Origin of the sequence: Listeria sp. Marseille-Q6474, assembly GCF_946902005.1 — a bacterium.
Taxonomy (GTDB): Bacteria; Bacillota; Bacilli; order Lactobacillales; family Listeriaceae; genus Listeria; species Listeria innocua.
The window spans coordinates 388,744-409,495 of sequence record NZ_CAMPPS010000002.1; the positions used below are offsets into that span (position 1 = coordinate 388,744).

A 20,752-nucleotide genomic window follows, 5' to 3' on the forward strand; every position below is an offset into this window, starting at 1 on the left:
AATGGCTGAAAACAAACGAGTAGTTTCCATCGAAAACCGTATACCTGAATTAAAAAAATACCGCAAAAAAAAGTTAATAAGACATTTAGCCATTTTAATCGGAATTTTTGCGATTTTAATCTTAATTACACTTTATTTCCTTTCCCCACTGAGTAAGTTAGATAAAATTGCTGTAAGTGGAAATAAACAACTAACTGAAAATGAAGTTCGTAAAGAAAGCGGGCTTACTGCCGGTGAATTTGTCCTTGGAATAAGAAACGGAAAAACCGAAGAAACGCTCGAAAAAAACACGTTAATAAAAAGCGCAACCGTTTCTAAAGATGGCCTAAATGATGTGAAAATTAACATTACAGAATATAAAACGATTGGTTACCAACAAAATGACGGTAAATACTATGATGTCCTTGAAAATGGCATTATGCTAACAGACCAACCAAGACAATTTCCAATAGGGAACGACTTACTGTTCCAGAATTTTAAAAATGGTAAAACGCTCGAAAAAATGGTAGCGCAAATTAACAAATTACCAAAAGATGTAGTGAATTCTATTTCCGAAGTGATTTATAGTCCTACGAAAACCGATCAAAATCATATTGAATTATATATGAATGATGGCAATCAAGTTTCAGCTGATATAAGTAGTTTTGCAGAAAAGATGCAGCATTATCCAGCAATTGTCGCTCAACTAGCGAAAGGACAAAAAGGCGTGATTGATATTGAAGTAGGTTCTTATTTCCAAAGTTATTATCAACAAAACGCCGAAAAAAAAGCTGCCGAAGAAAAAGCCGTGGAGAAGAAAAAAGAAAACGAATAAAGACTTGTTTCTTCTCTCGCATTTTTGGCGAACTAGCACTTAACAGATATGTCAAAAAGGTGACAAAATGATGACCTGCAAGCTTGCGATACCAACACTTGTTCGCTTTTTGAATAAAATGAAAAAAATATCTTAAGAATTTGCCAAAAATTGTTCTTTGTGCTTTTATTACCTTCTTTCTTAGTGTAGACTGTAAATAAGTGATTTTGTATGTTAGGCAGAATGGGGAATCATTCTACACTGACGCCATATAAATAAAGAAGTAACACCGCTTTTTCAAGCAAGTAAAAAAAACCGGCTTTGCTCGGTATAAAAAATGAAATATTATACTTTAAATGACTAGAATAAAAGGAGGTGCCGATAAATGGGTGATAGCGAAATTTATGTAAGTTTGGACATTGGAACAGCTTCTGTGAAAGTAATCATCGCGGAAATGGCTGACGATAGACTCAATATTATCGGTGTTGGGAATGTCGAGTCATCCGGAATTAAAAAAGGGATTATTATCGACATAGACAAGACTGTAGAATCCATTAAAAAGGCAATTGAACAAGCAGAAAGAATGGTTGGCGTTGAAATTTCTCAAGTAATCGTTGGGGTAGTATCGAGTCAGGTACATTTAGAAGCTTGCCGAGGAATTGTGGCAGTAGGTAGCGAAAACCGGGAAATTACAGATGAAGATGTCTGGAATGTGATGGATGCCGCTCAAGTCGTTCCTCTATCTCCTGAACGAGAAATTATTAATACTATTCCTGATCAATTTGTTGTGGATGGTTTAACTGGGATTACCGATCCACGTGGAATGATTGGTGTTCGTTTAGAAATGGAAGGCACACTAATCACTGGCTCAAAAACAATTTTACATAATACGTTACGTTGTGTGGAACGTGCTGGTCTAGAGATTTCTGATATTGCTTTACAACCACTTGCTGAGGCATCTATCTCTTTATCTGAAGACGATAAAGAATTCGGTACTGCTCTTGTGAATATTGGTGCAGGAACGACAACTGTTAGCGTGTTTGAGCAAGGAAGGTTAACTTACACTGGTGTTATTCCAGTGGGTGGAGATAATATCACTAAAGACTTATCGCTTGGACTAAATACATCTACAGCCAATGCAGATCGTGTTAAATTAGAGCACGGTTACGCATTTTATGATGATGCTTCTCCGGATGAAGTTTTTGCAATTGATGTTATCGGTAGTGACCAAAAACAACATTTTACACAAGTAGAAGTAGCGGATATTATCGAAGCTCGTATGGAAGAAATTTTCCAATTAGTTGTAGAAGAATTGAACCGCGTAGGTAAAACGCATCTTCCAGGAGGCTATGTATTAACTGGTGGCTCAATGGCGATTCCAGGAGCTATTGATTTAGCAGGGAAAACATTGGCAGCACATGTTAGACTGGCGATTCCTGATTATATCGGTGTTCGCGAACCATCCTTCACAACAGCAGTAGGTTTGATTAAATATGCTTACCAAATGGCTGAATTAGAAGGTCGCGATGTAAGTAGCACCGCAAGTGAGCCTCGTTATGATGACGAAGCACCAAAACCAAAACAACCTAAACAAAAACCAAAAAAATCAGATGACGAAAAAGTATCAACAAAAATGAAGAATTTTTTCGGCGCATTTTTTGAATAAAAGCGAATAGCTGGTAAGGCAGCAAGAAAAACAAATCGTATAAATCGGCAAATAGGAGGCAATAATATGTTAGAATTTGACACTAGTTCAGAAAGTTTGGCAACAATTAAAGTAATCGGTGTTGGCGGCGGCGGTAACAACGCTGTAAACCGTATGATTGAGCATGGTGTTCAAGGAGTAGAATTTATCTCCGTTAATACAGACGCTCAAGCACTTAATTTAGCAAAAGCAGAAACAAAATTACAAATCGGTACAAAATTAACGCGTGGTTTAGGCGCGGGAGCTGTACCTGAAATTGGTAAAAAAGCAGCAGAAGAAAGTCGCGAACAAATTGAAGAAGCTTTAAAAGGCTCTGATATGGTATTCGTAACTGCTGGAATGGGCGGCGGAACTGGAACTGGTGCTGCACCTGTTATCGCTCAAATCGCTAAAGAAATGGGCGCTTTAACTGTAGGTGTTGTTACACGACCATTTGGTTTTGAAGGACCAAAACGTACGAAACAAGCCCTAACTGGAACAGAAGCAATGAAAGAAGCGGTGGATACTTTAATTGTTATCCCTAACGACCGTTTACTTCAAATTGTTGATAAAAATACGCCAATGCTTGAAGCTTTCCGTGAAGCAGATAATGTTTTACGTCAAGGGGTACAAGGGATTTCTGATTTGATTGCCGTTCCTGGTTTAATTAACTTAGACTTTGCCGATGTAAAAACAATTATGACTAATCGCGGTTCTGCACTTATGGGTATCGGTATTGCAACTGGTGAAAACCGTGCCGCAGAAGCTGCTAAAAAAGCCATTTCTTCGCCACTTCTTGAAACTTCCGTTGATGGAGCTAAAGGCGTTCTAATGAACATTACTGGTGGATCTAACCTTAGTCTTTATGAAGTACAAGAAGCAGCAGAAATCGTTTCTAGCGCTTCTGATGAAGATGTAAACATGATCTTCGGTTCTGTTATTAACGATGAATTAAAAGATGAATTGATTGTAACGGTTATTGCAACAGGTTTTGATGAAGAAAAACAAGCGCAACAACAAGCGCAAGCGAATCGTCGTCCTAACCAATCCATTCAAGTGAATCGTCCAAGCTATGCTGTGCAAGATGAGCCGCAAAATGATTACGCGCAAAATGCACCGCAACAAGGAAATAATCCGGTACACGAACAACCACAAGCTGAACCACAACAAAATAGTTCAGACGTTGATGTACCTGCATTTATCCGTAACCGTAACCGTCGCGGATAATACTTATAACACAATTTCACCCGGCCACTGTTAATGCGTGATTAAGTGACCGGGTATCTGATTATAACAAGAAGCGTTTTAAATGAAGCGCTTCGGGAATTATATAAGGTGATTAAACAAATGACAAAACAAGCTAATTTAGAAAAAGTAACTGCACAAATAAAACAATCTTGTGAAAAAAGCAATCGTCAACAGACAGATGTAACTTTAGTAGCTGTTACAAAAACGATTGATGTAGCTGGAATCACAGAGCTGTATGATTTAGGAATTCGTCACTTTGGTGAAAATCGGGCAGATGTATTTCTAGACAAAACTAGAGAACTTGCGGATAAGGATGACATTTGTTGGCACTACATCGGCTCTTTACAAACACGTAAAGTAAAAGATGTTTTACCAGAAATCGATTATTTGCATTCGCTTGACCGATCTTCTCTTGCAAAAGAAATTGAAAAGCGAGCGACAAAACCAATTAAATGTTTCTTACAAGTAAATATTTCTGGGGAAGAAAGCAAACATGGCTTTTCAAAAGAAGAGGCGTTGTCGTTTTTACAAGAAGCAGATTTCAATTTTATTGAGGTTGTTGGTTTAATGACAATGGCACCTATTACAAATAGTGACAAAGAGCTGCATCACGTATTTCATGAGTTAAAGCAATTGCAGCAAGAAATTCATGCGCTTCAGTTAAAAAATATTCCGTGTACTGAGTTATCTATGGGGATGACAAACGACTACGGAATTGCGATTACAGAAGGTGCTACATTTATACGAGTAGGAAGAGCTTTGGTGAGTGACGATAATATGGAGGTGTAACAAATGGGACTATCGAATAAATTTAAGTCATTCTTTTTCTTAGATGAAGAGGAAGAATATTATGAAGAAGAAGTAGCGAGGGAACCAGAACCTATGCAAAAGAAAACGAAGAAAGAAAAACCTAGTAAAAATCGTTTTTATGCCGTTGAAGAAGAAGATGCGAAGGTGGTTAGTATGCAGGGAGCACAGTTTTCTAGTCGTATGGTACTCGCAGAACCGCGAGTATATGCAGAAGCCCAAGAACTTGCGGATTACTTAAAAGATTATAAAACGGTTGTTGTAAACTTACAACGCATTAGCCATGACCAAGCGACACGTATTGTTGATTTCTTAAGCGGTACTGTTTATGCGTTAGGTGGAGATATTCAACGTGTTGGAAATAATATTTTCTTATGTACTCCAGATAACGTTGAAGTAAATGGCTCTATTTCCGAAATGCTTGATGAACAAAACTTTATGTAATGAATTAGAGGTGTAAACTAGATTGCAAAGTATTTTATATCAAGTGGTGGAAGTCATTTTATTTGTTATTAGATGGTTGCCAACACTAATGTTTATTTATTTCTTGATGAGCTGGTTTCCAGGTGCAAGAGAATCGAAAATCGGTCAATTTTTAGCACGTATTTTTGAACCGATTTTAGAGCCTTTTAGAAGAATTATTCCGCCGATTGGTATGTTTGATATTTCGTCCCTTGTGGCTTATTTCATTTTCCAATATGCGATGAGAGTTTTAACTGGACTAATTCAAGTGTACGTTATTCCAATGCTATTTTAAAAAGCACACCCGTTTTCTAATGGGTGGCTTTTTTTGAATAATGAAGCAAGATTATCAGAGTAGCAGCTGTTTTCATGGTATAATAGGGCTAAAGACTTGGAACGGATTGAAAGGGAGAAACGATGATGGATGGAATATATCAGCATTTTCGCGCGGAAGAATACGCATTTATTGATAAGATATTAGGAATTACGATGCAAGTTGAAAATGAATATACACCGCAACTAACGGATTTTTTGGACCCGAGGCAACGTTATATTACCGAGACAGTAATTGGTGGTTATGAGCATATTGGCGTCCAATTTTTTGGTGGGGTTCCGCATGCAGAACGTCGGCGCGCACTGATTTATCCTGATTATTATACCCCAACAGAAGCTGATTTTGAGGTGGCTTTGTTCCATATTCGCTACCCGGTGAAATTCACGACACTCACGCATCAAAAAATTCTCGGTACATTAATGTCGCTTGGAATGAAACGAGATATTTTTGGTGATATTTTAAATAATGGTAGTGAATGGCAGTTATTAGTAGAAAGTACGATGAAGGATTATTTAACATTACAGCTTGAAAAAATCGGTAAAGTGAATGTGATGTTAGAAGAAACTGACTTGGCAAATGCTGTCTACGCGCCAGTTGTTTGGGAAGAAATGGGCCTAACTGTTTCTAGTATGCGACTCGATGTTATTATTAGTAATGCGCACCATATCTCTAGGCAGAAGGCAAAACAATTAGTCACCGCGGGCCTTGTAAAAGTAAACTGGAAAACAGTGGAAAATCCGGATTTTGAATGCGAGGAAGAAGACGTATTATCAGCTCGTGGATACGGAAGAGTGAAGGTATTATCGACTGGTGGTAGGACGAAAAAAGATAAAATTCGAATTGAAATTGGTTATTTAAAATAAAAAACGAAAGCAGCCACTGCTTTCGTTTTTTTATTAGCTTAATTGCAGCATTCTTTCTAATGCTTTTAGCGCAAATTTGGTTGTATGTTCATCCACTTTGATTTGATTTCTTTGTTCGCCGTTTTGAATAGCCTCGAGTGTCCAAAGTAAATGAGGTAAGTCGATTCGATTCATTGTCATACACGGACACATAAAAGGATTGAGCGAGACGATTTTCTTATCGGGATTTTCTTGAATAATGCGACCGACCAGATTGGCTTCTGTGCCGACAGCCCATTCGCTGCCAGGTGCTGCGTTACTTATTTCCGTCACAATTTTTTTCGTTGATCCAGAGTCATCTGCTAGTGAAACGACTTCATGCGTACATTCAGGATGAACAATAATTCGCATGTTAGGATGATTTTTACGAATGTTTTCGATATTTTTAACTGTAAAATGTTGGTGGACGGAGCAGTAGCCTTTCCATAAAATTACTTTACAATCATCTAGGTTACCGTCGTATTCCAGTTCGTTTTTTATCGGATTCCAAATGGCCATTTGTTCTAACGGGATGCCTAGTTCAAAAGCTGTATTCCGACCTAGATGCTGGTCTGGAAGAAAGAAAATCCGCTCTTTTTGCTGAAGTGCCCACGAAACAATCTTGGTTGCATTACTGGATGTAACTGTTGTACCACCATGCTCGCCGACGAAGGATTTAATTGCAGCGGTGGAATTAATATAAGTAACTGGCAAAATAGTATCACCAAACAGATGTTGTAGTTTGGGCCATGCGTTGGTTAATTGATGAATATCTGCCATATCCGCCATCGAACAGCCAGCGCGCATATCCGGTAACGTCACAATTTGCTCATTTGTCGTAAGCATATCTGCTGTTTCAGCCATAAAATGAACACCACAAAAAACGATATGTTTTGCCTTTTTATTATTTGCAGCAATTTGTGCTAACTGTAAAGAGTCGCCAATTGCATCTGCAAAAGGAACGACTTCATCTTTTTGATAATGATGGCAAGGAATAAAAAGGTCTTCACCGAGCTGTGCTTTGATTTCTGTCACACGAGCTATCATTTCTTGCGAGGTCATATGTTTATAACGAGCAGGCATCGTATCTTGTTCCACTGTTTCAAGTAAATTCATGCTTTTATACCTCCTTTACTATTAAAACTAATATCAAGAGCGCGAACCGAATGCGTTAGTGATCCTAAAGAAATATAATTCGCACCAGAGCCTTTATAATGATTAATATTATCTAAAGTGATATTGCCGGAAATCTCCGTAGTAATGTGGTCTGGCACTAGTTTAACAAGTTGTTTGATTTCTTCTGGTGTGCGGTTATCAAACATAATGATGTCTGCACCAGCTTGAACGGCTTCTTTTACTTGTGAGGCAGTTTCTGTTTCGACTTCGATTTTTACCATATGTCCCAGTTTTTCACGAACGGTAGAAACAGCTTCGGTTATACCACCAGAGAAGGCGATATGGTTATCTTTTAGCATGACTCCATCGTACAGACCATTTCGGTGGTTAAAGCCGCCACCGCTCTGCACGGCGTATTTATCGAAGGCACGAAGACCAGGCGCTGTTTTTCTTGTATCACAAATTCGAATAGTCGAATCGTCTAACTGTTTTACGGCAATATGGGTTTGGGTAGCAATACCACTCATTCGTTGCATTAAATTTAAAATAACACGCTCACCGGAAAGTAAAGTGCGAACAGGGGCCGAGACAGTCGCGATAATATCTCCTTTTTTAATTGTGTCACCATCTTTTTTTACGGCTTCAAAATGCACGTTTCCACCAAGGATTTCATATACTTTGGGCGGGATAGCGATGCCACAAAGAATACCTGTTTCCTTAGCAATAAAAACGCCTTCTCCCATTGTTTCACTGGAGAAAATACTATCTGAGCTTAAATCATGCTGACCAATATCTTCTAATAAAAATGCTTGAATTGCTTGATTCATAAGTATTGAGTTCATTTTGTTACTCCTTTTAAAATTCTATGTGCGCCAAGGCTTTCAGTTCGTTTTATGGCGCTTTCGGCAATTAATTTTGAGGTAATAATCATATGACTTATTTCAGCTGTTTCCCTCGTGTGGTTAGCGTAATCAAAAGTTTCTAACCAATGGAGAAATTCAGTGATTTTCTCAGATTTTCGTGTGATTCCTAATGTTTCCCAAATTTTTTCTTGGAGTATATGTTTTTCAGGTAAATGGGGCATTGTTGGTTGATAAGTGGGGGGATTCTCTGGAGCTATTATTCGATTAGTTTTTTGCGTGTGAATATATTCCGCTACTTTTTCACCAAAAACAAGTGTTTCAAGAAGGGAGTTGCTGGCGAGACGATTGGCGCCGTGTACACCTGCATTTGCCACTTCTCCAATGGCATAAAGATGAGGGATATTCGTCTTGCCGTTCAAATCCGTTCGAACACCACCCATTAAAAAATGCGCACCTGGATGAACTGGAATTCGTTTTGTTTCGCGAAATGGTACTTGGTGCTCGTCTAAGCTGGCTGTAATTGCAGGAAATCGCTTCTCAAAATGAGCCACCTTAGTAATATCAAGAAACACTTGGTTGCCACGCTCAATTTCTTCAAAAAGTGTGGCTGCAACGACATCACGTGGAGCGAGATCTGCCAGTGGATGCACGGTTTCCATAATAGCAGAACCATCCACGCGAATAAGTGTAGCTCCTTCGCCGCGAACTGCCTCAGAAATTAAGTCATGACAACGCCCGTTTAGAAAAAGCAAGGTTGGGTGGAACTGAATAAATTCCATGTCGGATAGTGTCGCACCAGCTCGGTAAGCAAGAGCCAAGCCATCTCCAGAAATAGTTGCAGCATTAGTGGTTACAGGAAAAAGTTGTCCGAGTCCGCCACTTGCTAAAATAATATGTTCGCCGTAATAAGTATGTAGCTGGTTTTCTTTATCTAAACAGTGAACCCCAATTGCTCTACTGTCATATTTAATAATCTCTATAGCCATTTTTTGCTCTTGCCAGTTAACATTTGTCAATTTTTCTTGTAAAAATGTAGTAAGAAATTTGCCAGTTTGATCCCCTCCAGAATGCAAAATACGAGGCAGTTGGTGCGCGCCTTCTAATCCAAGCGAAAGTTCGCCATCTTTTTTGTCGAAAGTCATTCCTTCTTTTATTAATTTTTGGATCACAATCGGACCACAAGTCACAAGTTGGTTTACAGCGCGAACTTTATTATGAAAACAACCAGCTTTAAAGGTATCGCTAAAATGTTTTTTTGGTGTATCGCTTTTTGATATAGCCGCGGCGACACCACCTTGAGCGAGCATAGAGTTACTTTCTTCTTTATGCGCTTTTGTGATTATTGTCACATCATAGTCCTGCATTAATCTGAGGGCAGCAGTGCAACCTGCGATACCGCTCCCAATGATAATAACTCGTTCTTTTGTCATTGTTTCCACCTCTTGCATAGTAGGTTCGATTAATTGTATACTTCTTAATGAATATACAGTTGTCTTGTCATCTATAATCACACAAAATCAAACTAAATTCAAGTATAAAATTTTAAGGGAGAGATAAAGAGATGATTTACTTTGACCATGCAGCAACTACGAAAATGAGTGAAACATCCTTACAAGTTTTTATGGATGCCTCGCGAGAATTCTTCGCTAATTCGGAAAGTTTACACGATGCCGGGACGAAATCAGCAGCCCTTTTAGAAAAATGTCGGGAAAGTTTTGCTGAGTTATTACATGTTCCAAACCGAGGGGTTTTATTTACGAGTGGTGGAACAGAGAGTAATCAAATCGCCATCCAAACGCTACTCCATACAACTGATAAGAAAGAAGTGCTCGTAAGTCCGCTGGAACACGCTTCTGTTTGGCAGCAACTAATGGCACTCGAACAAGCGGGGAAGTGTCGTATGAAAGCATTACCAGTTGATTCGTTTGGGCAAGTAAATCCAGCTACTTTAGAAAAAATGATTTCTGCTGAGACGGGGCTTATTATTATTCAACATGTTAATTCGGAAATCGGAACCATCCAACCAATCGCCGAACTAGCTCACATTGCTAAAAAAGCAGGTGTCTTTTTTCATACCGATATTGTTCAATCTTTTGGAAAACTTGATTTAGATTTAAGTGATGTCACTAGTTTTAGTATTTCATCGCATAAAATTTATGGACCAAAAGGGGCTGGAATACTTTTTATGAAACCAGATTCTCCTTTGCAGGCAGTTTTGCCAGATGTACATCATGAATTTGGCTTTAGACCGGGGACGGTAAATGTTCCAGCTATTGCTGCCTTTACAACTGCTGCCTATGATATAATGGAAAATAGAGAGCAAGAAGCGATTAGAGCTTTGAAACTAAAAGCTGCGATTTGCGACACATTAGAAACGCGGGTGAAAGTCGAAGGTGGACCAAATACATCGCCGTTTATTTTAGGACTTACTTTGCCAAATATGCAAGGTCAGGAAGCTTTACTTGCTTTAAACGAAGCAGATATTCAAATCTCGACGACGAGCGCATGTAGTTTACGTGATTTAGCTCCGTCCAGAACATTAATCGCTACTGGAAAAACAACAGAAGAAGCAAACCGTTTTATCCGGCTATCTTTTGGAAAAGAAAATGAATTAAACGATAGTATTATTTTTAAAGAGGAAATCGATAAATTACTACGAAAAAGGTGATAAGATGAAAAAAATATTAGGTGATACGCGTAGGCAAATGATTTTAAAATGGCTGAAAGAAGCTGAGGCTCCAATTTCTGGAAATCAATTAGCACAGAAAACAAATGTTAGCCGCCAAGTGATTGTTCAAGATATTTCTTTGTTAAAAGCTGGCAATGAACCAATTATGGCTACTCCACAAGGTTATATTTATGCGAAAGAAACGAGTTATACAGGTGAAAGACGCGTTATCGCTGTAAAACATACGAAAGAACAAGCTGCCGAGGAACTAAATATTTTGGTGGATCACGGTGTTTCCATTATTGATGTAATTGTGGATCATCCAATCTACGGCGAAATCACCGCTTCACTGCATTTAAAAAGCCGTTTTGATGTAGAAAAATTTGTGCGGAAATTGCAAACAACAGGAGCAACGATGCTTTCTGGTTTAACGGACGGAACCCATTTACATACGATTGAAGCAGATACGAAAGAACAATTAGAGCAAGCGATTAAGGCGCTAGATAAAGCTGGATTTTTAATCTAACCATTTTTCAATATAAATTCTAGGAAAAAGCTAGTAACTATGGTAGAATGTATGTTAGGTATTTATAAACAATAGTCGTATGGAGGTGCTAGATATGCCATTATCGCCGCTGGATATACATAACAAAGAGTTTACCCGTGGTTTTAGAGGTTATGACGAAGACGAAGTAAATGACTTCCTCGATCAAATCATTAAAGATTATGAACAAGTTATCAAAGAGAAAAAGCGTATTGAGGACACTTTAAATAATAGTGAAGAACGTTTAGGTCATTTTACAAACATTGAAGAAACATTAAACAAATCATTAATCGTGGCACAAACAGCTGCCGAAGAAGTGAAAGCTTCCGCTGAAAAAGAAGCAAAACTTATTATCCGTGAAGCTGAAAAAAATGCAGACCGAATTTTAAGCGACTCACTTTCTAAAGCTCGTAAAATCGCGATTGAAATTGAAGACCTAAAACGCCAATCTAAAGTATTCCGCGAGCGTCTTCGTATGTTAGTAGAAGCGCAAATGGATTTAATTAAAAGTGAAGACTGGCAGCAAATGATGGCTTACGATGTAGATGCAACAGAACTAGCGTCTATTAAAGAAGTCGAAGCTGCTGAATCAGAAGAACGTTAAAAACGATTATAAGAGACAAGTAAATTTTTTAGATATAGGATACAAAGCGAGTTGGTGCAAGGTGTGAGACCAGCTATCCTCTAAAAAATCGAAATCACTCTTTAGTTCTAACCCGAAAAAGCAACTGCTTGAGTAAGTGTTAGCGCGAGCCGGCGTTATGGCATTAATGAAGTGGGCAAGCAATTAACATGCATGTCAACAAGGGTGGTACCGCGAATCTCGTCCCTTTTTTGGGAGAGATTTTTTTGTGTTTAAAAATAAAGTTTTAAAGGAGAAGAGAGTATGGAATATAAAGATACGTTATTAATGCCAAAAACAGATTTTCCAATGCGTGGAAATTTGCCAAACAAAGAACCTGAATGGCAAGCAAAATGGGAAGAAGAAAAGCTATATGAGAAAATTCAAGAAAAAAATGCTGGACGCAAGGCGTATATTTTACATGATGGCCCTCCCTACGCAAACGGAGAGCTTCATATGGGGCATGCGTTAAATAAAACAATCAAAGATATTATCGTTCGTTATAAATCAATGGCTGGCTTCAGTTCCCCGTATGTTCCTGGTTGGGATACACACGGACTACCAATCGAGACAGCTATCGCCAAAAAAGGTGTTAAACGGAAAGAAATGTCGATCGCTGAATTCCGTAAACTGTGTGCCGAATATGCGATGACGCAAGTAGACGGCCAACGTACAGGTTTCAAACGCCTTGGAATTAACGGCGACTGGGAAAATCCTTACATTACACTTTTACCAGAATACGAAGCAGAGCAAATCAAAGTATTCGGTGAAATGGCGAAAAAAGGTTACATTTACAAAGGTAAAAAACCTGTTTATTGGTCTCCTTCTAGTGAATCTGCGCTTGCAGAAGCAGAAATCGAATATCAAGATAAAACATCTGCTTCGATTTTCGTGGCTTTCAAAGTAACAGACGGAAAAGGTGTACTAGATGAAGGTACGAATATCGTTATCTGGACAACAACTCCTTGGACAATTCCTGCAAACATGGGTATTACTGTTAACCCTGATTTGGATTATGTAGTAATTGAATCCGCGGGTGAAAAATATGTTGTAGCAGAAGCACTTTTACCAAGCTTACGTGAAAAACTAGGCTTTGAAGATGCGACAGTTGTTAAAACAGTTCGTGGTTCTGAACTTGACCGCGTTGTAACTAAACACCCATTCTATGACCGTGACTCTTTAGTAATGAACGGCGAACATGCCACTGCTGAAGCCGGTACTGGTGCGGTTCATACGGCTCCTGGACACGGGGAAGATGACTTTTTAATCGGGAAAAAATACGATTTAGAAATTCTTGCTCCACTAGATGATCGTGGCGTATTCACAGAAGAAGCTCCAGGATTTGAAGGCGTATTTTACGATACAGCGAATAAAATGGTAACAGAAAAATTAGAAGAAGTGGGCGCATTACTAAAAATGGAATTCATCACTCACTCTTATCCACATGATTGGCGTACGAAAAAACCAGTTATTTTCCGTGCTACAGCGCAGTGGTTTGCTTCAATTGACGCATTCCGTGATGATTTACTCGCTGCTGTTAAAGGTGTTAACTGGACTCCTGCTTGGGGTGAAACACGTCTATTCAATATGGTTCGCGACCGCGGCGACTGGGTTATTTCTCGTCAACGTGCGTGGGGCGTTCCGCTACCTATTTTCTATGCGGAAAACGGGGAAGCGATTATCACAGACGAAACAATCAACCATATTTCAGAACTGTTCCGTGAGCATGGTTCGAACGTTTGGTTTGAGCGTGATGTGAAAGACTTATTACCAGCTGGGTTTACACATCCAGGTAGCCCAAATGGCGAATTTACAAAAGAAACGGATATTATGGATGTTTGGTTTGATTCTGGTTCAAGTCATCAAGCCGTATTAAATGCTCGTCCAGAATTAAGTCGTCCGGCTGATTTGTACATGGAAGGCTCTGACCAATATCGTGGTTGGTTCAACTCATCCTTAACAACAGCTGTAGCAATCACTGGCGAAGCACCTTATCGTAATGTGCTAAGTCATGGTTTTGCACTGGATGGTGAAGGCCGTAAAATGAGTAAATCACTTGGAAATACTTTACTTCCAGGCAAAGTAATTAAACAACTTGGAGCGGATATTGTTCGTCTTTGGGTTGCTTCTGTGGATTATCAAGCTGATGTTCGTGTTAGTGATGAAATCTTAAAACAAGTATCCGAAGTGTACCGTAAAATCCGTAACACAATGCGTTTCTTACTTGGAAACATCAATGACTTCAATCCAACTACTAACGGTGTTTCTTATGAAAACTTACGTGAAGTAGATAAATACATGCTGATTAAATTAAACGATTTAGTGAAAAATGTGAAGGATAGCTATGAAGCGTTTGAATTCTCTACTATTTACCACCAAATCAATAATTTCTGTACAGTAGAATTAAGCCAATTTTATATGGACTTTGCCAAAGATGTTGTTTACATTGAAGCAGCGGATAGTCATGATCGTCGTGCTATGCAAACTGTCTTTTATGAAGCGGTTGTTACTTTGACAAAACTACTTGCTCCAATTTTACCGCATACGACGGAAGAAGTTTGGAATAGCTTGATTGGTGAAGGCGCGGAAAGTATTCATTTACAAGATTTACCAGATGTAAAAGTATTAGCTGATAGTGAAGAAATTACTGCGAAATGGGACGCATTCATGCAAATCCGTGATAACGTCCAAAAAGCGCTAGAATTCGCTCGTAATGAAAAACTTATCGGTAAATCAATGCTTGCAAAAGTAACTCTATATGTAGACGGAGAAGCGAAAACATTGTTTGATTCATTAGAAGGCGATTTTGCACAACTATTCATCGTTTCTGATTTTGAACTTGTGGAAGGTTTGGAAAATGCGCCAGAATCTGCATTTAAATCAAATCAAGTAGCTGTTCAAATTACAGTAGCGGAAGGCGAAACTTGTGAACGTTGCCGTGTAGTGAAAAAAGATGTAGGCGTAAATCCAAAATATCCAACACTTTGTGGCCGCTGTGCTGATATTGTTGTAAAACACTACGAAGCTTAATGCTCGCTTGGGGAAAATCCTAGTAGTTTAAAAAGGAGGTTCCCCAAGCTTTTTTAATTTAAGATGTGGTATTATAGACGTAATTCCAAATAAAGGAGGTTGCTTGAAGGAATGGCAACAATTCACTTTACAAAAGTACATGGTTCGCAAAACGATTTTTTCTTAGTTGATGAAGAAGAAAATCAAATTATGGATTGGTCGGATGCGAAACGTGCTGATTTTGCAATAAAGCTTTGTGATAGAGAGCATTCGCTTGGTGGGGCAGATGGTATTTTATATGTCACAAAAAGTAATGAAGCTGGACCAATTGGCCAAATGCGCGTCGTTAATTCGGATGGATCAATTGCGTCGATGTGCGGGAATGGCCTAAGAACGGTAGCTCGTTATTTACTTGAAAAGCACGCGTTAACAGAAGCAAAAGTCGAAACAATGAAAGCGGTACTGGATGTCAAAAAAGCAACTTCACTTGGTTTTGATATACCAACGTACCAAGTTGAAATTTCTCCAGTTAAATTTAATGCAGAAAGTTTACCAATGAATGTCGGTGTGGAAAAATTATTTAATCAAGTCGTTCCTGAACTAGATTCGGAACTAGCTTTTTCTGCTGTGTCTGTTCCAAATCCACACTTGATTACGTTTGTGGACCAAACTGTGTTAGATTCGGATAAACAAGAAACTTTAGCGAGTTATTTAAACAGCGAAAATCCTTATTTTCCAGATGGTGTCAATGTTAGTTTTGTGAAACGATTAAGCGATGATGCGATTTATGTGCGGACATTTGAACGCGGCGTAGGTTTTACGAATGCATGCGGGACAGCGATGTCAGCTTGTAGTTTAATTAAAAAAATGTTAGATAAGGATACTTTTGAAACACCACTTAATGTTTATAATGATGGTGGCCGAGTACAAGTGACTGCCAAAAAAGACGAAGCTGGTGAAATTTCGCTACAATTAATTGGTAATGCAACATTTGTTAGCACGGGGTCAGTTAGCTACGAAAGAGGCACTGTAACTGAACTTACAAATGAAGCGACACCAGAACAAGCGCAGTATCAAGAGCTTGTAAAAGAAGTAAAGCAATTTTTAAAAACAACCGAATGAAAAGGAGTTAACCATGAATACAAATCGAAAAAAAGCGACACCGCTATTCGTTATTGGCGGATTTTGTCTGATTTTATTTATTACAATCGCAGCAGCCATTGCGACAGAAAGTAACTGGGTAGCACGTTTTGATCTAAGCTGGATTGAAAAGATTCGCGGCGGGATTCAACCTGATAAAACAGCTATCGTTAAACTAGTGACCAATTTAGGTAGTGCAGAAACAACTATTATTTTAACTATTGTTGTTGTTCTTATCCTATTCTTTTTAAGAAAATTTGTTGTTGGACTATGGTTTGGAGGAACGATGCTTGCTTGTGGTGTTGTCCTTAATCTAGTCTTGAAAACATTAGTTGCTCGTACACGTCCAGATAGCGTTAACTGGTTAATAGATGAGTCAGGTTTTAGTTTTCCTAGTGGACATGCGACTGCTACGGCGGTTTTCTACGGACTTGCAGCGATGTTCTTAATTTTCACAGTGCCAAAAATGTGGCAAAAAATCGTTATCGGAATTATCGGCTATGGATTTATCTTGTTTGTAATGTATACACGTGTTTATTTAGGCGTGCATTTCCCAACAGATGTACTGGGCGGATTTTTACTTGGTACGGCTTCTGTACTCATTTCTTTAGGCGTTTATTTCTTAGTGCGTAAACCGTTACATAATTTACTTGTGAAATGGCGTATTAAAGATAAAAGTATTGTCGATTAATAGAAAACCTTGTTATAAGAATTGACTTATAGCAGGGTTTTTTAGTTAATAAACTGAATACTCTATTTTGTAACCGTGCGACTTTTTCACTTGATTTATTTGTCCGTTGGCGTTAATATATAAGTGTTGCAGGAAGTCTATTTATGTATTAGCAAGGATATTGATGTAAATGAGTATCTTTGCTAATATGTGAATTTTGTAATTGAAAAAATGATTAGCTTGTTGTTAACATCTTTTTCGTTAGTAAAAGAAACATATTAAGAAAATTTTTGGAGGTTTGTGAAATATGCAAACAGGTACAGTTAAATGGTTTAATAGTGAAAAAGGTTTCGGTTTCATCGAAGTAGAAGGCGGAGATGATGTATTCGTACACTTCAGTGCTATCGAAGGTGAAGGATTCAAAACTTTAGACGAAGGTCAAAGCGTTGAATTTGAAATCGTTGAAGGCCAACGTGGCCCACAAGCAGAAAAAGTTACTAAACTTTAATCTGATCACGTTAAACTAATAAAACACGCAGCGGACTTCTTAGGGAGAAGCCTTGCTGCGTGTTTTTTTATTGCAGATAAATTCGGTAAGTTTTAATTTCAAAAGGAGTAATGGTAAATGTTGCTGTTTCAAGTGTTGTTTCGTTTTCCTCCAGTAAGTTACATTCTGTGATGGAAGTAATAGCATAATCGCTAGTTAGCGTCACTTCGCCGTGTGTGCCTGCGAATTCATGCAGCCGGATGATAAGACCATTACCGTCCTCAGCTTGTTTGACGCTATCAATCATCACATAAGGATTAGTAACTTGGAAAAGCGAGAATGGTTCGATTTCTCCTTTAGATGTGAAAATCGGGTTGTTTAATTCCCAAGCAGTTTGGACTGTTTCTCCGTCTAAGAAATCTCCTTGGTGTGGAAAAAGGGAATACGTGAACTGGTGAAGACCTAAATCGGCTTCTGGGTCAGGGTATCCAGCTGCTTTGAGTAAGGTTAGTCGAATCGTCGAGTCTTTAATATCATAGCCGTATTTGGAATCGTTTAGCAAACTAACCCCGTAATTTTTCTCAGAAAGATCGGCCCACTGATGCCCAACTGTTTCAAAACGAGCATAATCCCAGCTTGTGTTCCAGTGTGTCGGTCGTTTTACATTACCAAATTGAATATCATAACTAGCTTCACTGGCATGAACGGAAACAGGGAAAGCGACTTTCAGCAACTGGTTACGGTCACGCCAATCCACTTCTGTTTCAAATCTGATTTCAGGGCTCTCGTGGTAAAAATGAATCCACTGCGTAATTTGTGATTTCTCTGAGTGAAGCACCTGTTTAATAGTGAGTTCAAGTGGTCCATTATTGATTACTTCAAAAGAGTCTAATGTGGTTATTTCCTTTTGTTTTTCTTGATAAAATAGATCAATATCCCAAGCATCATGCCACATCGGCTTATCTTCAAATAATTGAAATACATTACCACTCGCGTTTTCTGCTAATACTTGGCGGTTATTTTTTTTGTCAAAAATGGAAGTGAATTGACCGTTTTCATTCCAAGTTATTTGATAATAGGGTGTTTCTAATTGTTTGTCTTTGTAAGTGAAAGGCGATTTTGCTAGCTCACTAGATGTTTCTTTAATGGAAATGCTTGTGGCACCGAGCGCTGGCAAGTGATGGTGCTGGATGAGCCACGCGCCATTTGCTAATTTTTGTGCAGGGAGTGGCTTATTTTTTTGATCATAAAAGGCTAAGTTGCTAGCAGGATTATCAGCTTTAATTTCGATATAGCGCGGACGATTCCAAGTGGAACTATTCCATAGCGTAATTTTTTCAGAAGCCGGCTGGGTTAATTTTTCCAGTTGTGTAGAGATAATCGCATTGTTTTCGGTGAGTGCTTCAGTATACTCAATTAGCGCATCATCATATACTTCTTTGATAGAAGAGCCAGGGATAATATCGTGAAACTGGTTTCGAAGTAATATCTGCCAAATGTTCGCTAATTTTTCGGTTGGGTAAGTAGTTCCTGCTTTTAAGTTCGCTAAAACAGAAAGCCATTCGCTATTTCTTAAACCAAGCTCGATTTTACGGTTCATTTTTTTCGTGAAGGCTTGGCTGGTGTAAGTTCCGCGGTGGTATTCAAAGTAAAGTTCGCCGTTCCAAGTGTGGACGTATTGATCAGTGCTCTGAATCGTTTCATGTAAATTATTAAAATAATCGGTAGCGCTTTTTGGTTTTACTTCAGGGATTCCTGGCATTTTATCATAGCGGCGACGCATCTCGAGCATTTCGCGATTTACCCCGCCACCTCCATCGCCGTAACCATAAGCAAGTAATAATTCTTGGTTTATTTCTTTATCTTGATATTTATCCCAAAGTCCCACCAGTTCACGCGCGGTCATTTTACCGTTATAAGTAGAAATTCGGCTGTTTTTTTCTGGTGCGGTGATGAAGTGAGTTAGGATTTCTGTGCCGTCAATACCGCGCCACTGGAACGTATCATGCGGCATTCGGTTATATTGATTCCAACTAATTTTAGTCGTCATAAAAGTTTTGATGCCTGATTTACGGAGAATTTGCGGCAAGGCCCAGCTATAACCAAATACATCAGGTAACCATAGAAAACTAGAAGGTTTGCCAAACTCTTCGCGTAAAAATTTCTGACCGTAGAGCATTTGTCTGACGAGTGATTCTCCGCTAGGGATATTACAATCGGCTTCAAGCCACATTCCGCCATCAGCTTCCCAGTTGCCTTCCTCGATTTTAGCTTTTATTTTGGCATAAATTTCTGGATAATCTTCTTTGATGTAGGCGTACAGTTGGGGCTGTGATTGCAAAAATAAGTATTCAGGATAATCTTCCATTAAATGGAGCACGGTCGAGAATGATCGTGCTGCTTTTTCGCGGGTATGTTTTAAACGCCATAGCCATGCTACATCGATATGGGTATGTCCAACTGCTGCTACTTTGATAGGAAAGTTTTTCGGCAGTTCTTTTATTGCTGCTTGCAAGATTTGGTTGGCGTTTTCCATGGAGGAAAGATTTTGGTTAGAGCCTGGTGTTCCCCAATCAATCGCTAGGTAAGCGCGGTTAATAGCTTGAAGCAGGGGAGCGTATGTCGGATTATTTTCTTCCAGTTGATCGAGTGTTTTTAAGGTAGCTTTACTCGTAAAATATAAATCGTCAATCACGAGGTTTAAATAACCAATAAATGCCTCTTTTAACTGATGTGTTTGGATGGAAGGAACGCCGCCTCCTTCAAGACCAGACCATAAACGAAAGACAAGTTCGGTCGTTTTTCCGGCAAAACTATCTGGAAAAAGAACTTCTTGGTGATTTTGATCGACGCCTTGGAATGGTTCGCCGTTTACGAATAATAAGGATTCAAAGCCAGAATTATGACCGTCGCCAGTATTGCCAAAATCAAAGTAACCGATTAAGCGAGTACCTTCTTTGGCACTGGGGAAGGTAATCGTTGTTTTTAACCAGACGTAGCGATCGCGGCCGGCCCAGTTTTCTCCAATAGTTAATTCGTTATCATAAATGACAGTTTGAGGACGCGCTGCAATGTTTCCGTCCATATCCTCAGCTGCTTGGAACTTCTGAATCGGATGCGTTTTTTCATAGCGGTAAAGGGCGACTTCATCTAGTCTACCGCGTAGTTTATCTTTTGTGAAAAACATCTATATACTCAAATCCTTTCTTTTTTGTCTAGAACGGTTTCAATATATCATAGCGGGAAAAGAAGTCAATTTGGCTTTTGGAGGGAATTTGGCAGGGTTGTTTTTCTCATCTTTAGAGCGGTAAGGAATAAGCTTTTTTGAAATGGACAAATCAAGGGAAAATGGATTATTCATAGTAGTTTTTGGCGTAGCATTGCAATTCGCTTTAGCCCTTACTATACTTAGCTTGAAAGCGAA

18 protein-coding genes and 1 other annotated feature are annotated in these 20,752 nt (G+C 38.9%); of the genes, 14 read left to right on the plus strand and 4 right to left on the minus strand.

What is annotated here, in order from left to right; genetic code table 11:
- Position 1 precedes the first annotated feature (1 nt).
- From OC533_RS12755 to OC533_RS12785, 7 genes are all read left to right on the plus strand, one after another.
- Positions 2-814: a cell division protein FtsQ/DivIB gene (locus OC533_RS12755; RefSeq protein WP_194323616.1), complete on the plus strand. Its 813-nt coding sequence runs from the start codon at positions 2-4 to the stop codon at positions 812-814.
- A 364-nt stretch (positions 815-1,178) separates the two neighbouring features.
- Complete coding sequence (ftsA, locus tag OC533_RS12760) at positions 1,179-2,459, plus strand: cell division protein FtsA (protein WP_003767733.1); 1,281 nt, start codon at positions 1,179-1,181, stop codon at positions 2,457-2,459.
- 66 nt (positions 2,460-2,525) lie between these two features.
- Complete coding sequence (gene ftsZ / locus OC533_RS12765) at positions 2,526-3,704, plus strand: cell division protein FtsZ (protein WP_003769589.1); 1,179 nt, start codon at positions 2,526-2,528, stop codon at positions 3,702-3,704.
- Between the two features lie 120 nt (positions 3,705-3,824).
- Positions 3,825-4,514, plus strand: a complete 690-nt coding sequence (locus OC533_RS12770) for a YggS family pyridoxal phosphate-dependent enzyme (protein WP_194323618.1) — start codon at positions 3,825-3,827, stop codon at positions 4,512-4,514.
- 3 nt (positions 4,515-4,517) lie between these two features.
- A complete protein-coding gene (locus OC533_RS12775) occupies positions 4,518-4,976 on the plus strand; it encodes a cell division protein SepF (protein ID WP_003763262.1) in 459 nt (152 codons plus the stop codon).
- Between the two features lie 22 nt (positions 4,977-4,998).
- Positions 4,999-5,289, plus strand: coding sequence for a YggT family protein (locus tag OC533_RS12780; protein ID WP_003763260.1), 291 nt, complete (start codon positions 4,999-5,001; stop codon positions 5,287-5,289).
- A 125-nt stretch (positions 5,290-5,414) separates the two neighbouring features.
- The gene (locus OC533_RS12785) at positions 5,415-6,191 is read left to right on the plus strand and encodes an RNA-binding protein (protein WP_033837754.1); all 777 of its coding nucleotides are present in this window, start codon (positions 5,415-5,417) and stop codon (positions 6,189-6,191) included.
- Positions 6,192-6,224: 33 nt separating this feature from the next.
- Here OC533_RS12785 and nadA read toward each other — a convergent pair whose 3' ends face one another.
- The 3 genes from nadA to nadB are packed head-to-tail and all read right to left on the minus strand — an operon-like array spanning position 6,225 to position 9,618.
- Positions 6,225-7,325: a quinolinate synthase NadA gene (gene nadA / locus OC533_RS12790; RefSeq protein WP_194323620.1), complete on the minus strand. Its 1,101-nt coding sequence runs from the start codon at positions 7,323-7,325 to the stop codon at positions 6,225-6,227.
- Positions 7,322-8,167: a carboxylating nicotinate-nucleotide diphosphorylase gene (nadC, locus tag OC533_RS12795; protein WP_185590448.1), complete on the minus strand. Its 846-nt coding sequence runs from the start codon at positions 8,165-8,167 to the stop codon at positions 7,322-7,324. The genes nadA and nadC overlap by 4 nt, the downstream gene beginning before the upstream one ends.
- On the minus strand, positions 8,164-9,618 hold the full coding sequence (gene nadB, locus OC533_RS12800; protein WP_194323622.1) for an L-aspartate oxidase: 1,455 nt from the start codon (positions 9,616-9,618) through the stop codon (positions 8,164-8,166). The genes nadC and nadB overlap by 4 nt, the downstream gene beginning before the upstream one ends.
- A gap of 131 nt (positions 9,619-9,749) precedes the next feature.
- On the opposite strand from nadB, the gene OC533_RS12805 reads away from it, so the two are divergent.
- The 7 genes from OC533_RS12805 to cspB all read left to right on the plus strand — a co-directional run bounded on the left by OC533_RS12805 (position 9,750) and on the right by cspB (position 17,349).
- On the plus strand, positions 9,750-10,856 hold the full coding sequence (locus tag OC533_RS12805; protein ID WP_194323624.1) for an IscS subfamily cysteine desulfurase: 1,107 nt from the start codon (positions 9,750-9,752) through the stop codon (positions 10,854-10,856).
- A gap of 4 nt (positions 10,857-10,860) precedes the next feature.
- Complete coding sequence (locus OC533_RS12810) at positions 10,861-11,382, plus strand: transcription repressor NadR (protein ID WP_003727955.1); 522 nt, start codon at positions 10,861-10,863, stop codon at positions 11,380-11,382.
- A gap of 94 nt (positions 11,383-11,476) precedes the next feature.
- Positions 11,477-12,004: a septum site-determining protein DivIVA gene (gene divIVA, locus OC533_RS12815; protein ID WP_003725769.1), complete on the plus strand. Its 528-nt coding sequence runs from the start codon at positions 11,477-11,479 to the stop codon at positions 12,002-12,004.
- Positions 12,001-12,234 (plus strand) — a binding site (T-box leader). Its footprint overlaps the gene before it by 4 nt.
- 52 nt (positions 12,235-12,286) lie before the next feature.
- On the plus strand, positions 12,287-15,052 hold the full coding sequence (ileS, locus tag OC533_RS12820) for an isoleucine--tRNA ligase (protein WP_194323626.1): 2,766 nt from the start codon (positions 12,287-12,289) through the stop codon (positions 15,050-15,052).
- Positions 15,053-15,163: 111 nt separating this feature from the next.
- Positions 15,164-16,153, plus strand: a complete 990-nt coding sequence (gene dapF, locus OC533_RS12825) for a diaminopimelate epimerase (protein WP_153648705.1) — start codon at positions 15,164-15,166, stop codon at positions 16,151-16,153.
- Between the two features lie 13 nt (positions 16,154-16,166).
- Entirely contained in the window at positions 16,167-16,862 is a 696-nt protein-coding gene (locus tag OC533_RS12830; RefSeq protein ID WP_045552888.1) for a phosphatase PAP2 family protein, read from the plus strand.
- A 286-nt stretch (positions 16,863-17,148) separates the two neighbouring features.
- Complete coding sequence (gene cspB, locus OC533_RS12835) at positions 17,149-17,349, plus strand: cold-shock protein CspB (RefSeq protein ID WP_003723180.1); 201 nt, start codon at positions 17,149-17,151, stop codon at positions 17,347-17,349.
- Between the two features lie 67 nt (positions 17,350-17,416).
- Here cspB and OC533_RS12840 read toward each other — a convergent pair whose 3' ends face one another.
- Positions 17,417-20,515 carry an alpha-mannosidase gene (locus OC533_RS12840; protein ID WP_194323629.1) on the minus strand — a complete coding sequence of 1,033 codons (3,099 nt, stop codon included), beginning with the start codon at positions 20,513-20,515 and terminating at the stop codon, positions 17,417-17,419.
- Positions 20,516-20,752 lie beyond the last annotated feature (237 nt).

What these genes read in the sequence shown, in the direction of transcription:
- dapF (WP_153648705.1), top strand. Translation starts at nt 15,164, where the DNA reads ATGGCAACAATTCACTTTACAAAAGTACATGGTTCGCAAAACGATTTT.
- OC533_RS12830 (WP_045552888.1), top strand. Translation starts at nt 16,167, where the DNA reads ATGAATACAAATCGAAAAAAAGCGACACCGCTATTCGTTATTGGCGGA.
- ftsZ (WP_003769589.1), top strand. Translation starts at nt 2,526, where the DNA reads ATGTTAGAATTTGACACTAGTTCAGAAAGTTTGGCAACAATTAAAGTA.
- ileS (WP_194323626.1), top strand. Translation starts at nt 12,287, where the DNA reads ATGGAATATAAAGATACGTTATTAATGCCAAAAACAGATTTTCCAATG.
- cspB (WP_003723180.1), top strand. Translation starts at nt 17,149, where the DNA reads ATGCAAACAGGTACAGTTAAATGGTTTAATAGTGAAAAAGGTTTCGGT.
- OC533_RS12840 (WP_194323629.1), bottom strand. Translation starts at nt 20,515, where the DNA reads ATGTTTTTCACAAAAGATAAACTACGCGGTAGACTAGATGAAGTCGCC.
- OC533_RS12775 (WP_003763262.1), top strand. Translation starts at nt 4,518, where the DNA reads ATGGGACTATCGAATAAATTTAAGTCATTCTTTTTCTTAGATGAAGAG.
- nadB (WP_194323622.1), bottom strand. Translation starts at nt 9,618, where the DNA reads ATGACAAAAGAACGAGTTATTATCATTGGGAGCGGTATCGCAGGTTGC.
- nadA (WP_194323620.1), bottom strand. Translation starts at nt 7,325, where the DNA reads ATGAATTTACTTGAAACAGTGGAACAAGATACGATGCCTGCTCGTTAT.
- OC533_RS12805 (WP_194323624.1), top strand. Translation starts at nt 9,750, where the DNA reads ATGATTTACTTTGACCATGCAGCAACTACGAAAATGAGTGAAACATCC.
- divIVA (WP_003725769.1), top strand. Translation starts at nt 11,477, where the DNA reads ATGCCATTATCGCCGCTGGATATACATAACAAAGAGTTTACCCGTGGT.
- nadC (WP_185590448.1), bottom strand. Translation starts at nt 8,167, where the DNA reads ATGAACTCAATACTTATGAATCAAGCAATTCAAGCATTTTTATTAGAA.
- OC533_RS12755 (WP_194323616.1), top strand. Translation starts at nt 2, where the DNA reads ATGGCTGAAAACAAACGAGTAGTTTCCATCGAAAACCGTATACCTGAA.
- OC533_RS12810 (WP_003727955.1), top strand. Translation starts at nt 10,861, where the DNA reads ATGAAAAAAATATTAGGTGATACGCGTAGGCAAATGATTTTAAAATGG.
- ftsA (WP_003767733.1), top strand. Translation starts at nt 1,179, where the DNA reads ATGGGTGATAGCGAAATTTATGTAAGTTTGGACATTGGAACAGCTTCT.
- OC533_RS12785 (WP_033837754.1), top strand. Translation starts at nt 5,415, where the DNA reads ATGGATGGAATATATCAGCATTTTCGCGCGGAAGAATACGCATTTATT.
- OC533_RS12770 (WP_194323618.1), top strand. Translation starts at nt 3,825, where the DNA reads ATGACAAAACAAGCTAATTTAGAAAAAGTAACTGCACAAATAAAACAA.